The sequence below is a fragment of the Arcobacter thermotolerans genome, from assembly GCF_983172305.1.
The window spans coordinates 54,901-68,309 of sequence record NZ_CFAFZJ010000006.1; the positions used below are offsets into that span (position 1 = coordinate 54,901).

The 13,409-nt window shown below is 28.2% G+C and carries 14 protein-coding genes; 4 read left to right on the forward strand and 10 right to left on the reverse strand.

All coding sequences use genetic code 11. From position 1 onward, the window contains the following. Nucleotide 1 precedes the first annotated feature (1 nt). The 3 genes from hisJ to AC5LG6_RS06290 are packed head-to-tail and all read right to left on the reverse strand — an operon-like array spanning nucleotide 2 to nucleotide 1,474. A complete protein-coding gene (hisJ, locus tag AC5LG6_RS06280; protein ID WP_498585990.1) occupies nucleotides 2-805 on the reverse strand; it encodes a histidinol-phosphatase HisJ in 804 nt (267 codons plus the stop codon). Next, a complete protein-coding gene (locus AC5LG6_RS06285) occupies nucleotides 802-1,251 on the reverse strand; it encodes a molybdopterin synthase catalytic subunit (protein ID WP_498585991.1) in 450 nt (149 codons plus the stop codon). The genes hisJ and AC5LG6_RS06285 overlap by 4 nt, the downstream gene beginning before the upstream one ends. Nucleotide 1,252: 1 nt before the next feature. Continuing rightward, nucleotides 1,253-1,474, reverse strand: a complete 222-nt coding sequence (locus AC5LG6_RS06290) for a MoaD/ThiS family protein (RefSeq protein WP_066164942.1) — start codon at nucleotides 1,472-1,474, stop codon at nucleotides 1,253-1,255. Nucleotides 1,475-1,544: 70 nt separating this feature from the next. Between AC5LG6_RS06290 and AC5LG6_RS06295 the strand changes: the two genes are divergently transcribed. Both AC5LG6_RS06295 and AC5LG6_RS06300 read left to right on the forward strand, forming a co-directional pair. Then, nucleotides 1,545-2,210: an MqnA/MqnD/SBP family protein gene (locus AC5LG6_RS06295; RefSeq protein ID WP_498585992.1), complete on the forward strand. Its 666-nt coding sequence runs from the start codon at nucleotides 1,545-1,547 to the stop codon at nucleotides 2,208-2,210. Beyond that, the gene (locus tag AC5LG6_RS06300) at nucleotides 2,207-2,974 is read left to right on the forward strand and encodes an undecaprenyl-diphosphate phosphatase (protein ID WP_141047085.1); all 768 of its coding nucleotides are present in this window, start codon (nucleotides 2,207-2,209) and stop codon (nucleotides 2,972-2,974) included. The genes AC5LG6_RS06295 and AC5LG6_RS06300 overlap by 4 nt, the downstream gene beginning before the upstream one ends. On the opposite strand, the gene AC5LG6_RS06305 is transcribed toward AC5LG6_RS06300, so the two are convergent. Together AC5LG6_RS06305 and AC5LG6_RS06310 are read right to left on the reverse strand one after the other, a co-directional pair. Continuing rightward, a complete protein-coding gene (locus tag AC5LG6_RS06305) occupies nucleotides 2,971-3,993 on the reverse strand; it encodes a UDP-N-acetylglucosamine--N-acetylmuramyl-(pentapeptide) pyrophosphoryl-undecaprenol N-acetylglucosamine transferase (protein ID WP_498585993.1) in 1,023 nt (340 codons plus the stop codon). The genes AC5LG6_RS06300 and AC5LG6_RS06305 overlap by 4 nt on opposite strands. Continuing rightward, complete coding sequence (locus AC5LG6_RS06310) at nucleotides 3,990-5,258, reverse strand: FtsW/RodA/SpoVE family cell cycle protein (RefSeq protein ID WP_141047083.1); 1,269 nt, start codon at nucleotides 5,256-5,258, stop codon at nucleotides 3,990-3,992. The genes AC5LG6_RS06305 and AC5LG6_RS06310 overlap by 4 nt, the downstream gene beginning before the upstream one ends. A 42-nt stretch (nucleotides 5,259-5,300) precedes the next feature. Between AC5LG6_RS06310 and AC5LG6_RS06315 the strand changes: the two genes are divergently transcribed. Beyond that, nucleotides 5,301-7,154 carry a peptidoglycan D,D-transpeptidase FtsI family protein gene (locus AC5LG6_RS06315; protein WP_498585994.1) on the forward strand — a complete coding sequence of 618 codons (1,854 nt, stop codon included), beginning with the start codon at nucleotides 5,301-5,303 and terminating at the stop codon, nucleotides 7,152-7,154. Nucleotides 7,155-7,168: 14 nt separating this feature from the next. Continuing rightward, nucleotides 7,169-7,681, forward strand: a complete 513-nt coding sequence (locus tag AC5LG6_RS06320) for a peptidylprolyl isomerase (RefSeq protein ID WP_066347705.1) — start codon at nucleotides 7,169-7,171, stop codon at nucleotides 7,679-7,681. 42 nt (nucleotides 7,682-7,723) lie between these two features. On the opposite strand, the gene AC5LG6_RS06325 is transcribed toward AC5LG6_RS06320, so the two are convergent. From AC5LG6_RS06325 to AC5LG6_RS06345, 5 genes are read right to left on the reverse strand one after another with little or no spacing between them, the layout of a single operon-like run. Beyond that, a complete protein-coding gene (locus tag AC5LG6_RS06325) occupies nucleotides 7,724-8,839 on the reverse strand; it encodes a cytochrome-c peroxidase (RefSeq protein ID WP_498585995.1) in 1,116 nt (371 codons plus the stop codon). Beyond that, entirely contained in the window at nucleotides 8,784-9,740 is a 957-nt protein-coding gene (locus AC5LG6_RS06330) for a sterol desaturase family protein (RefSeq protein ID WP_498585996.1), read from the reverse strand. The genes AC5LG6_RS06325 and AC5LG6_RS06330 overlap by 56 nt, the downstream gene beginning before the upstream one ends. 3 nt (nucleotides 9,741-9,743) lie before the next feature. Further along, nucleotides 9,744-10,682 (reverse strand): imelysin family protein, encoded by a 939-nt coding sequence (locus tag AC5LG6_RS06335; RefSeq protein WP_498585997.1) that lies wholly within the window; start codon nucleotides 10,680-10,682, stop codon nucleotides 9,744-9,746. Continuing rightward, entirely contained in the window at nucleotides 10,682-12,052 is a 1,371-nt protein-coding gene (locus AC5LG6_RS06340; RefSeq protein WP_498585998.1) for a di-heme oxidoredictase family protein, read from the reverse strand. Before AC5LG6_RS06340 ends, AC5LG6_RS06335 begins: the two co-directional genes overlap by 1 nt. After that, the gene (locus tag AC5LG6_RS06345; RefSeq protein WP_498585999.1) at nucleotides 12,053-13,402 is read right to left on the reverse strand and encodes an imelysin family protein; all 1,350 of its coding nucleotides are present in this window, start codon (nucleotides 13,400-13,402) and stop codon (nucleotides 12,053-12,055) included. Between the last annotated feature and the right edge of the window lie 7 nt (nucleotides 13,403-13,409).

Here is a 13,409-nt window from a genome sequence, read left to right on the forward strand (position 1 = left end):
TCTAAAACTCGATTAAATTCATCTCTTTTTTATAAAAAGTAGCACATTTTGTGTATCCAAGCTCTTTTGCCAAAGAACTGATTTCACTATATCCAAAACCAACATGCTCAACACTATGTGCATCTGAACCAAATGTTATATTAATTCCTAAATCAAAAGCCTCTTCTAAAAGTGCTTTTGAAGGATAGGTCTCTCCTATTGGTTTTCTTAATCCTGCTGGATTTAGCTCCAAAATCATATTTGATTTTTTTATCTGTTTTAAGGCATTTTTTGCAATTAATCTAACATCTTTTTTTGGTAAAAATTTGAAAACTTTTATCAAATCCAAATGCCCAACTATTTGAAAATAGTTCGTTTTTGCCATAGCTTCAATTGCATCAAAGTAATCTTCCCAAATTTTATCTATATCAACACTTTTATAAACACCAATAAATTCAGGATTATCAAATCCCCACATCTCATTTTTATTTTGTAAAAAGTGAACTGAACCTATTAGATAATCTACATTTGCATTTAAAATCTCATCAAGCATAAAGCCATTTAAATAATCAACTTCATAGGCTAATAAAACTTTGATTTTATCTTTATACTTCTCTTTTGCTTCATTTATCCAAGATTCATAAAGGGTTCTCTCTTCGAGTTTCATTCTATATTTTGGATCAAAATTCATAGGAGCATGACATGCAAATCCATACTCATCAATTCCTAGTTCTATTGCTCTTTTTACATACTCTTCAACTGTTCCTGTTGCATGGTTACAAAGTGTTGTGTGATTGTGCAAATCTACTCTTAATTTTTTATTCATGATAAAATCCCAGCTCCGTCTATTTTTTGGCTTCTATCTTTTGCATAAATTCTTTGATTGTTTAAAATATCATATTTCCAAATAGGAGCATTTTTTTTAAAATCTTCTACAAATTCATCTATTAGCTCTAAAGCAACTCTTCTTTTTGGGCTACAAACACCAGCTATATATGAGCTTTCGTGATTTTTTACATCTCCAATACTATGAGCCATAAAAACTATTGCATTTTCTTTTTTTGCTTTTTCTTGCCATGAAGCAAACCAAGAGTTTAAAATAGGTTCATAAATATCAAAAGATAGACCATCTATTCCATTTTCATCTCTTACAACGCCAACAAAAGTTATAAACGCACCATAATTTAGGTTTTTATATTTCTCATACCAAGAGTTGTGAATCTTTTCTATTGGTAAATTACCTTTGTGTATTTGTAAATCTTTCGTAAACATTTCAACCACCACAAACAGGAGGAAGAAGTGAAATTTTATCACCAGATTTTAGCTCAAAGTTTTTTGAAAAAACTAAAGTATCATTCACAGCAACTGCACAAGTTTCAAGCCAAGAAGATATTTTTTCATCATTTTTTAAAATATTTGACAACTCACTTAAATTTTTTATATCTAAATCTATACTCTCTTTATTTATAGGTCCTAAGAACTCTACTTTTACCATTTTAATACCTTCTAATTATTTTTATACTATTATATCAACTTTAATTTTAAAGACTAAAGGCAACAATTTTATGATATTCTCAAAGATTGATTTTATAAACCTATTACCTTTTCACATTTATATCAAAAAAAATATAAAATCAAATCAACTTAAGTCAAGTATTGAGTACAAAAAATCTTATCCATCAAAAATTACAAACCGTTTTAAGAAACGAAAAGTACACAGTGCTTTCATCTCTTCAATTGGTTCAAGAAATGAGAAATTTCTTGATTTTGGAATAATTGCAAGAGATTATGTGGATTCTGTTTTAATCTTACCAAATAGAAAAAATAGAGATGATTTTCAATCAAAAACTTCAAATGCACTAGCAAAAGTTTTAGAACTAGATGGCGAAGTAATCATTGGAGATAAGGCTTTAAAGTTTTATCATAACAACAAAGATGAAGAGTTTATAGATTTAGCTAAACAGTGGCAAAATAGATATAATCTTCCTTTTGTATTTGCTGTTTTATGCTACAACAAATATGAGAGTAGATTAAAAAAACTTACAAAAAATTTTGATAAAAGAAAAATCAAAATTCCTCAATATATTTTAGAGCAGTACTCAAAAAGAAGTGGTATTTCAAAGAAAAATATTTTGGATTATCTCACAAAAATTGATTATGATATTGGGTATAAAGAGAAACGAGCTTTAAAACTATTTTTAAAACTTACAAAACAAAAGGGGATTATTTGAATATATTTGATGCAATTTGGCTAGGAATCATAGAAGGAGTTACTGAGTTTATACCAGTATCATCAACGGGACACTTAATAGTTTTAAGTGAGTTTTTGGGAATTGAACAAAACAATGTAAATAAAGCTTTTGAGATTATTATTCAATTTGCTGCTATTATGGCTTTGGTTTTTATATATCCATCTAAATTTACATTTAAACATATAAATTTATGGATGAAAATTGCACTAGCATTTTTACCTATAGGAATTGTTGGATTTATTTTCTCAAGCCAAATAAAAGCTCTCTTTTCTATAGAGATTGTAGCTTGGATGTTTATTATTGGCGGTATTGTCTTTTTAATAGTTGAGAAGTTTTATGATGAGAATAAAAAACATATAACAGATGTTGAAGATGTGAGTTATAAACAAGCTTTGTTTATTGGTATTGCTCAAATAGCTGCACTAATACCAGGTACTAGCAGAGCTGGTGCTAGTATAATTGGAGCTATGCTTGTAGGATTTAATAGAAAAGCAAGTGCTGAATTCTCTTTTTTACTAGCTGTTCCTGTTATGTGTGCTACAACTTTTTATGATGTTTATAAACACCACGCGCAGATACTTCAAGATGGAAATTTTATAAACCTAGCTGTTGGTTTTGTTACATCTTTTGTTGTTGCGTATTTGGTAATAAAACTGTTTTTAAAGTTTTTAGAGAGATTTACCTTTGTAGCTTTTGGAATTTATAGAATTATTTTTGGAATATTAATATTGATGATATTTTAATTATTTAAAATATCATCTACAATTTTTTCTACAGCATTTGGTTTAATAAACTCTTTTAAACCAGTGCTAATTTTCTCTATATTGCTATTTAAACACTCAAAAAAGTAGTTCTCATCTAGCTCATCTTCACTTTGCAAAAAACATAGATTTTTCTCAAACAAAGCTTTTGCATTGTAGTATTGATGATTTTGTGCTGCATATTTAAATGGTATAAAAAAAGTTGGAAGATTGTTTGCACAAAGTTCAAAAAGTGTTGAAGCACCAGCTCGGCTTACACAAAAATCTGCTTCACTCATTTTTGCTAAAATATCTTTTGAAAAATCAAAAACATCTGCATTTATTCCTATTTTCTCATACTCACTTTTTACTCTTAAAAAGTCATTTTTTCCAGCTTGATGAACTATTTTTATACCCATTTCATTTAATTTTGGTGCAACTTTTAAAGCAAAGTTATTAATTGCAACTGCTCCTTGAGAACCACCAAAAAATGCAATAGTTTTTACCTCTTTTCTCACCCTTGAGTTTTCAAAGAATTTGCTATCAACTGGATAATCTTTTATTGGTGAAAAATCATGAAAAGACGAGTAAGCTCTTTTTGTATATTTTAAAGTGATTTTATTTAAAGCCCCAATTTTTGAGTTTTGTTCATGTAAATATAGATTGCAATCTTTTTTAAATATAGTTGCAAGTGAAGCTGCTGCTGCACTAAATCCACCAACAGATACAAGCTTTTGTACTCTATATTTTTTTAAAATCTTAAAACAAAAGATAGCTTTGTAAAATATATTTAAAAGTGAAAAAATCTTAGCTATTCCTCTTTTATTTACAACTCCACTTGTATTTAAAAAAATCTTCTCTTTTAATCTATCATCATTTTCAAACCAAAATTTATCTTGCCCATAGCTTGAACCTATAAAAACAACTTCAAAACCTCTTTTTTTAAATTCAGATATAAAAACATCAGCAATTTTTAGATGACCTCCAGTTCCTCCACCTGTTATTACAACAACTTTACTCATCTAATAATTATCCTTTTAGGTTTTTCTTTTATAACACTTTTTTGTGGTTCATATTTTTTTACAGTTCTACTAATTGAAAGAACTAATCCTATAGCAAATGAGCTTGTAATTAAAGATGAACCTCCATATGATAAAAATGGAACGGCAATACCTTTTATAGGTATTATTCCTGAAATTCCAGCACCATTTATTAAAAATGCAACAATAATCATAAGAGCAATTCCTGTCGTAAAAAGATGGAAAATTTTACTATCAACTTTTCTACTAATTGCTAAAATTCTTAAAATAACTAGCATTAAAATAGTAGTTATAACAAATATTCCAAGCCAACCTATCTCTTCAGTTATTCCAGCAAGAACGAAGTCCGTGTGAACTTCACTTAAAAATCCAACTTTTAAATCTCCCAAAGAGATACCTTGTCCAAAAAATCCACCATTGTGAATAGCATTTAAAGAGTGTGATACTTGATATGGTTCTGGTAAGTTTTTTATTCTCAAATACTGCTCAAATGTTGATGGAAGAACTGATAAAATACCATCTTGAACCATAGACCACCAAGAGTGAATTCTATTTATTCTATGAGGTGCTGCTGCTATTAGAACTATCATTCCTACAATAGCTATAAGAATTAATGCAAAGATAATTTTTAAAGATCTATTTGCAAATATAATTAAAGTAAGCATAATAATAGTTAGTAGTGCAACTTGTCCCAAATCTTTTTGTAAAACAGCAATTAAAAAAACAATAAAAATAAATACTAAAAAGTATGGAGAAAGTAGTAATAAATCGCCAAAAAGACCTTTCTTTGGTTGATGAATAACTTTTCTAAAAAATGACCAAGATAAAAAATATATAAAACCTATTTTAAATATCTCAACAGGAGATAAAGATATTCCAGGAAGCCTAATCCATCTATTAGCTCCACCTGAAGCAGTAACTAAAGAAGCTGGTAGAAAAGGCATAATAACCATTAGAAAAAGTCCAACACCAAATAGTGTCATTCCTGTTCTATGCATTATTTTATTAGGATTTAATCTTGCCATCCACCACATTAGGTATATACAAAATATCCCAACTAAACCTTGTCTTAAAATATAGTGAAACTGTCCATAACCTAAAAATTCAACAGTATAAATAGTAAGCGAATATGAAAAAACTATGCTTACAATAATAAGCATAGAAACCAAAATAAACAAAAAGTAATCTGGCTCTCTTAGGTTTTCGCCTGTAGTTAATAATTTAATCTTATTTTTGATATAATCCATGCTTTATTATATAACATTATGGATAAAGATGTCTTCAAAAAAATGCAAATAGATTATAAACTTTTAGAAATTAAACAAAAAACAAAGAAAATCTTAATTTTGCTTTTACTACTTTCTTTTGGAATTTTTATTGTACTTTTCTCTATATATAGAACTATTCATGAAAAAAGAACCCTTCCTACTTTAACTGGTGAAAAGAGTGAATTAGCTGTTCGTGGAAATATTATTAGTGAAGATGGCTTTAATTTAGTTAGCTCTAAAAAAATATATAAAGCATCTGTTGATACAAGATATTTAAATCCAGACAAAAAAGAGCTTTTTATGATACTTTTTTCCATTTATAGTGGAATAGATTATAAAACTTTGAGTGAAAAATTTAAAGAAGTAGAGAAAAACCCTGGACTTTTAGTACTTTCATATAATATAGATTCAAGAGCAGCAAAAAACTTACGAGAGCTTGATATAAAATTAAATCAACTAAACGTTTTTGTACCACGAAAAGGTGGTAGTTTAAGTTTAATTAGAAGATTAGAAGTTAGTGAGAGTGGAGAAAAAAGAACATTTTCTTATGATGATACTTTAACTCCTGTTTTAGGTTATATTAAAAAAATAGAGTCGCAAACAGGTAAAACAAAAGTTGATGGAGTAAAAGGCTTAGAGAGATCTTATGATCAAAAGCTAAATGAAGCAAAAGATGGTATTTTAAAAGGTTATAGAGATGTAATCTCTTATATATATTTTGATAAAAATTCAATAATGGAACATAGAATTGATGGTTATAGTTTAAATCTAAATATACCTTTGAAACTTCAAAAAAACAATGAAACAACGCTAGATAATCATAAAATTAGAACAAAAGCAGATGAGATTTTGCTTACAATTATGGAGAGTCGTACTGGAAAAATAATTTCAATGGCTAGTTCAAATAGATTTAATCCTGAAAATATAAAACAAAGTGATATTCCATATCTAAATGTAAATGCTATTGAGTATCAGTTTGAACCAGGTTCTGTTGTGAAACCTTTGTCAATATCTTTAGCTTTGGATAAAGGTGTTGTTAGAAAAAATGAGTATTTTTCAGCTTATAATCAAACTCACGCAAAAGGTGCTTATCCTTTTGGAAAATTTACAATAAAAGATGACCATGCATTTCCAAAAGGGAACCTTTCTATTGATGATATTGTAATCTTTTCATCAAATATAGGAACACTTCAAATTGCACAAAGATTGACAGGACCAGAGTTTTATGAAGGTATGAAAAAATTTGGATTTACGAGAAAAACAGGAATAGATTTACCCTATGAAAAAAGAGGTGTTATGCCAAAACTTTGGCAATTTTCTGTTGGAGATAAACAAAAAAGACCAAATATTTATAAAGCAACAGTATCTTTTGGTCAAGGTATGACTTCAACTTTTATTCAATTAATAAAAGCATATAGTGTTTTTAATAATGATGGAGCTATGGTTACACCACAAATAGTATCTTATTTAACTAGAAATAATGTTAAATATCAATCTCCATTTTTTCACGAACCAGAACAGGTTATTTCAAAAGAGACAGCAGCTGAGATGAAAAGAATGCTTATAAAAACTGTTCAAGAAGGAACAGGAAGAAGCGCTAGAATAGAGGGACTTGAAATTGGTGGAAAAACAGGAACAGCTCAAATTGCAGGTGGAGCTGGGTATTTGAAAAAATATATATCATCTTTTGTTGGTTTTGTAAATGATGATAAAGGTAATTCATATACTATTGGAGTTACTGTAATAAACCCAAATCCAATCAGACCACACTATTATGCAGCACAATCAGCAGTTCCAGTTTTTAAAGAGATTATTCAAAATCTTATAAAACTGAACTACTTATCCCCTAAAGAGGATATAAATTTAGAAAATTAAAAAAAAGGATATTTATGAGTACAAATAGATTTGGAAAAGAGTTAAAAGAGTATAACTATACAAAAGAGGAACTTGCAAAATTTAATTATGCAAAAATCACTACAAAAAATGGAGAGATTTTAATAAAACTTTTTAACCAAGAGACACCAAATACAGTTGCAAATTTTGTAACTTTGGCAAATGATGGGTTTTATGATGGATTAAATTTTCATAGAGTAATAGCTGGTTTTATGGCACAAGGTGGATGTCCACAAAAATCAGGTATGGGTGGACCAGAGTGGGCTATAAAATGTGAAGTGAATGCTCCTAAACAAAATCATAAAAGAGGAAGCCTTTCAATGGCACATGCAGGAAGAGATACAGGTGGTAGTCAATTTTTCATATGTTTTGTACCTTGTCCACATTTAGATGGTAACCATACTGTTTTTGGAGAAATTGAAGTAACTCAAAATAGTAGTTTTAAAACTTTAGATGCTATAAAACAAGGTGATGAAATAATCAAAATTGAGATTTTAGAATCTATATAATATTAAAAATTTAAAAAAGGTGAGGGCTAACTCACCTTTTTTTCAATCTTTTATTAGATGTTCATATCTTTTATCTGTTAAAAGTTTCATAAATGCTACTAAAGCATCTATTTTTCTATCAGTTTGAGCATTTGCTTTTAGCTCTTTTAATGAAATTGTATCTTTATGTTCAGGCTCATCCCAAGGTTTTTTTGTTTCAGGATTTAAAGTTCTCTCTTTATTATTGTATTTATCATAAAATTCAACAACCGTTCTTAAATCTTTAAATACACCATTATGCATATACGGAGCAGTAACTGCAACATTTCTTAGAGTTGGAGTTTTGTATTTTCCTAAATTTTCATCTTTATTTTTAATATTTGGATTTGCTGCTAAACCTAAATCTTTTTCATTTATACCATTTTTCTCTCTTAATTCATTATTTACGGGAACTCCAATATTATGAAACTCATAGTTTGTAAATATTTCACCAGCTTTTCCTTCTCCTTTTAAAACATGACATGAAGCACAAGAGTTATTGTTGTTTGAGAAGAATATTGACATTCCTAAATCTTCAAGAGGAGTTAAATCATACTCTCCTTTTAAATATCTATCATACTTTGAGTCAAAAGTAGAAAATTCATCACTTCTTTCAAAACTAGCAATCGCTTGTGTCATTGCTATATAAGCATTTTCATCATTTTTAAAAATATCTTTTCCAAATAGAGATTTAAAACTCTCTACATAAAAACTATTCTCTTTTAATCTATCAACTACCTCTTTTTTACTCTTTATTCCCATTTCAATAGGATTTAGTGGTGGACCACCAGCTTGTCCTTCCAAAGTTGCCTCTCTTCCATCCCAAAATTGACCACCTACATAAAACCCTTTTTTTGCATTAAAATGAAAATCTGGAGAAAATTTTGCATAAGAAGCTGTTGGAGCTTGACGATCACCTAAAGATTTTAAATCATCACCTAAAGATGCCATTTTTGAAACACCATTATCCCTATCATCTATAAATGCTGCTTCTGGATTGTGACAAGTTGCACAACTTTGAGTTCTATTTTTTGATAAATTAACATCAAAAAAAAGTGCTTTACCTAAATCCTCTTTTGATATATTATTTGCTAGTAACTCTATTCCTAAAAATATTGTTATTAAAACTAATTTTTTCATAAAATCCTCCTTTTTTTAATAAATTTATAAATGGTCTAAAATATAAATCTTTTATGCTTATATATTCACTCATCTGATTTTTTCTAAGTCCGAATTTTAGAACATTTACATCTTTTGAAAGAGCTAGTGTTCCAAAAACTCTATCCCAAATAGCTATATAACCACCATAATTTTTATTAAAATGCTTTTTATCATGATGGATTTGATGCTGTTTTGGAGATAAAAACCATTTTTCTATAAAGGAAAAATATGAAAATGGAACATGTGAGTGTCTTAAATTTGAACCAAAAATTGAAGATATAAATACTAAAGCATTTACTCCAAAAATCATATATATATTTATTTTTGCACCAAATAAATATATAAAAATTCCTGTTACAAAACCAACACTTAGCGAATATCTAAGCCCAAAAAGAAAATTTTCAACAAAATGAACTCTATAAAATGTAATAGGTGTTAAAACTTTTGCACTATGATGAACTTTATGAAACTCCCATAAAAATGGAATGGTATGTAAAAATCTATGTAACCAATATCTAGTAAAATCACTAAAAATAAAAATAGCTATTGTATAAAATATTGTAATTTCAAAATATGAAAAAGAGTTAAACTCTATAAATCCAAAATTTTGATATAAAAATTTATTTGTAAAAAGTGCCACATTTTTTGCACTTAAAATAAAAGGAACAAGCAAAAAAATATTTACTAAATTTGCTAAAAAAAAGTAAATATAATCAAGTTTTGCACTAGGATGTAACCACAATTTTGAAGATAATATAACTTTTCTATTTTTTTTTAAAAAATAGTAGTAGATAAATGCCAAAAAACTTGAAGCCAGCAAATAGAGCCAATAGACTCTTTTGTTTGGATTTGTTAAAAAATCAAAGGCAAAATAGTCCAAGGTTTAATCTCCATCTGCATCTAAAATTTCAGCTTTAAGTCCCAATTTATCAATAATTGTAATATAGTATAAATCATGAATTTGTGAAGCCAAATCAAAAAGTTTTTTTGCATTTGTAAAATCATCTTTAGGAAGAGATTTTAACTCTTTTTTTGCTTCATCTATTTTTGCAATAACAGCTTCTAGCTCATTTGTTGCATTTTTATCTTTTGCTAAATTAAGAAGATTTATATAACCTTCCTTTGCAATCATCTCTTTTTGAGCATCTAAAATTGAATCTATAGCTTCAAAAGAGTTTTGGCTTAAGAAATACTCAGCTCTACTATTTTTTGCATCATTTTTATATTTTGTTGAAAATCCTGCTGGATTTCCAATTCTCCACTCTTTTAGTCTATAAGAAGATGCAACAAGTGTATTTATAAGTTTTGCATTGTCATCATCTTTTATTATTGGATTTTTTAGATAAGTTTCATAAACAGTTTTTATATCTTCAAGATTTTTTATAATTGAGTTTAAAATCTCTCTTCCTATCTCTTTTTTTCTATCATTTAACTCTTTTGAAGAGTAAAGCAGATATTCCAAAGCATTTATAGTTTTAAATGAGTTTTTAAATAGTGCTTTTTTTATATCCAAATTGCCATCTATAACTCTTTGCATTTGAGAATTTAAATCCTCTTTTAAATTGTTAAAAACATCAATATATCTTGGAGTATCTAAATAATCGCTATTTATTTCCCCAGCAAGATAGTTTGCTTCAACTCTTTTCCAATCTTTTAAAAACTTTGTAAAGTTTTCATCATTTAACTCTTTTTGTAGTTTTTTTGCACTATTTATAGCACTTTGTGTATCTTTTAGTGCTACATTTTTTATAACACTTTGAAAAATTGTTTCATTTGCAAAAAGAACTCCTGTTAAAAATATTATTAAAAATATTTTTTTCACTATAACTCCTCTAAAAATTTAATTAGTTTTTCTCTTTGGTTTTTATCTAAATTCATATATGATTCACGGCTTTGTTTTGCCTCTCCACCATGCCATAAAATAGCTTCTTCAAAATTTCTAGCTCTTCCATCATGAAGCAGTCTAGGTTTGTTTTTTGTTATTTTTTCATGCAAAGATATTCCCCATAGTGGTGCAGTTCTCCACTCTTTTTCATTTGCTTCAAATTCAACTCTTCCATCTGCTAAATCTTCACCCATATAATGAAGTAAAAAGTCTGAAAATGGAGATATTTCAAAACCTAATTTTGTCGTAAAGCTACTTATATGGCACTTTGAACAACTAATAGCTTCAAAAATAGCAAATCCCTCTTTATACTCCTTTCGGTTTTTATTTGCACTATAAGTTTTTAGATTTCTTAAATAATAAGTTATCGCTTCTAATCTTTCATCTGGAAGATCGATTATCTCTTTTGCTTTAGAAGCTTCTAGGCACTCTTTTTGGAAGCTTGTACATTTTTTGTTTGGTTCAATTGTTGTTGTAAGTCCTATATCATTTGAAGCTGCAAATGCAACTTGCTCTTTTAGTTTTGCAACACTAGCTTTGTGAGTATATCTTCCTAGCTCATATTTTTTTGAAATTGGTGAATATACAAAATTTGCTTTTCCACTTATTCCATCACCATTTTTATCATCAATATCTTGGTTTTTTAAAATCTCTTTTTCATCTATTAAATCTATCAAAGCTATACCATTTAAACTTTGAGCTAGCCTATATGAAATTACACTATTTTCTTTGAGCTCTCCATAATTTAGATTTTCTAAACTATATTTTGGTTTTTGTAAAATCACTGTTTCACCATCTGGGAATTTAACTTCAAAATCTTCAAAATCTATTTTAATATTTCCTTCAAAAGGAACTTTCAAATTACCATTAATGGCTAATTGTTCTCCATAAACAGGCTCTGGAATAAATCCTTTTTTCTTTAAAATATCTTTGTGCTGAAAACTATCATCTGATTTTATTGACAATCTTGCAATTAAAGCTCTTGAAGTTAAATTATCTTTAGTAAAAAGTTCTCCACGACCATTTTTTGGGTGACAAGAGATACAACTATTTGCATTAAAAAGTGGTCCTAATCCATCTCGTGCAGTTGTAACACTAGGTGCTTTTACCCAAGGAATATTAAAAAAGCTTCTTCCTAACATAAAAATATCAGTTTGTTCATTATTTAAACCATCAATTGGTTTTAAAAGTAGCTTACTATGTTTTTCATTTGATATATAATTATTTTCAAGATTAAATGCAAAAAGCCCTATGCAAAATATTGCAGTAAGGCTTTTTAAAAATATAATCTTTTTTATAGATTTCATTTACAGTTTTGTCTCTTCTGGATCTGTAACATCATCTGTTGATAGTTTGATATTATTTGCTTTTGCAACAGTTATCATCTCATCACCTAATTTTCTTAGCTCATTTTTAAGTTTTACTAAAACTTTTGCTTGTGGATGCTCTGGTTTGATTTGGTAGTCAAAGTGAGCTTGCGTTTTTGCAATTTTATCTACACTATCTATTTTTTCTTCAATATCACTCATAAGTTTTAAAACTCTGTTTTTATCATCTTTATTTAGTGAATCAAGTAGAGATTCTCCATATTTTTTACCATTATATGTAGAAGTTAAAATATTTTTAAATCCTTCATAGTTTTTTACTAAATCTCTATGAGTATTATCAGAGAAGCAAGAGTGCTCATCTTCTTCGCTAGGAGTTAAAACAGCAACAGCAACTCTTTCGTTTGCAAGTTCAGATTTTATAAATACACCCATTCCAGCAATAATTTGTTTCATTGTCTCTTTTTTATCTAAATTTTTATCTTTTTCTTTACCTTTTAATTTACCTAAAAGAGCCGCTCTATAAAGTCCAGCATTACCTTTAATATCTTTTTCCCAAGCACTTGTAACAACACTTAAATCTTCAACTAATTTTTGTGTAACAACACTTAAATACTCTAATCTTCTTTTTGCATCTTTGTCTGTTGTAAAATCACTAATTGGTCTTAAACCAGCTACCATTGAGCCGTTTGTAATTTTATCTTCTAAGAAGTTGTTATAATCTTGATCTTGTCCCCAAAGCAAGAACTCAATAGCATGGTAACCAGTTGAAACATTTGCTTCTCCACCATTTTCATTAAGTTCTGTTAAAGCTTCAACTGTAATTTTTGTAACATCAACTTCTTTTGATTCTTCACCACCTGGATTAAACTTTCCAATAGTGTCAATAATATTTCCAGATGTTCTTTTTCCATCTGCATCAATAGTATAATCAATCATATTTTCATCAAGTGGCCAAGCATTAATTTGTCCCTCTAAAGCACCATAAGTTTCTGCTATCCAACCATCTTCAGCATCAATTGGACCATTTGAAAGCCTAAAAATTTCAGTACTTCCATATGACTCTCTTGCTTGTAACCAAGCTTTTTTTGCACTATCAAGATTTTCTTGAGTTGGATTTGAAACAAATTTATCAATAGAAATTTTTAAATTCTTTGCATCTTTTAGTGCATCTGTGTAATTGTCAAGAGCTATATTTGAATAGCTTTCTAGAAATGATAAGTTTTTTGAAACATTAGAAGTTGTCTCGTTTTTTGAAGTAACAGCACCTGAACTTATTGCTAAAGAAGCAGCAATTGATAAAGAGACTAAAAGCTTATTAGTAAATCTCATTTTAAAA

Coding starts and splice junctions, on each gene's coding strand:
- hisJ (WP_498585990.1), bottom strand. CDS start 805: ATGAATAAAAAATTAAGAGTAGATTTGCACAATCACACAACACTTTGT.
- AC5LG6_RS06285 (WP_498585991.1), bottom strand. CDS start 1,251: ATGTTTACGAAAGATTTACAAATACACAAAGGTAATTTACCAATAGAA.
- AC5LG6_RS06290 (WP_066164942.1), bottom strand. CDS start 1,474: ATGGTAAAAGTAGAGTTCTTAGGACCTATAAATAAAGAGAGTATAGAT.
- AC5LG6_RS06295 (WP_498585992.1), top strand. CDS start 1,545: ATGATATTCTCAAAGATTGATTTTATAAACCTATTACCTTTTCACATT.
- AC5LG6_RS06305 (WP_498585993.1), bottom strand. CDS start 3,993: ATGAGTAAAGTTGTTGTAATAACAGGTGGAGGAACTGGAGGTCATCTA.
- AC5LG6_RS06310 (WP_141047083.1), bottom strand. CDS start 5,258: ATGGATTATATCAAAAATAAGATTAAATTATTAACTACAGGCGAAAAC.
- AC5LG6_RS06315 (WP_498585994.1), top strand. CDS start 5,301: ATGCAAATAGATTATAAACTTTTAGAAATTAAACAAAAAACAAAGAAA.
- AC5LG6_RS06320 (WP_066347705.1), top strand. CDS start 7,169: ATGAGTACAAATAGATTTGGAAAAGAGTTAAAAGAGTATAACTATACA.
- AC5LG6_RS06325 (WP_498585995.1), bottom strand. CDS start 8,839: ATGAAAAAATTAGTTTTAATAACAATATTTTTAGGAATAGAGTTACTA.
- AC5LG6_RS06340 (WP_498585998.1), bottom strand. CDS start 12,052: ATGAAATCTATAAAAAAGATTATATTTTTAAAAAGCCTTACTGCAATA.
- AC5LG6_RS06345 (WP_498585999.1), bottom strand. CDS start 13,402: ATGAGATTTACTAATAAGCTTTTAGTCTCTTTATCAATTGCTGCTTCT.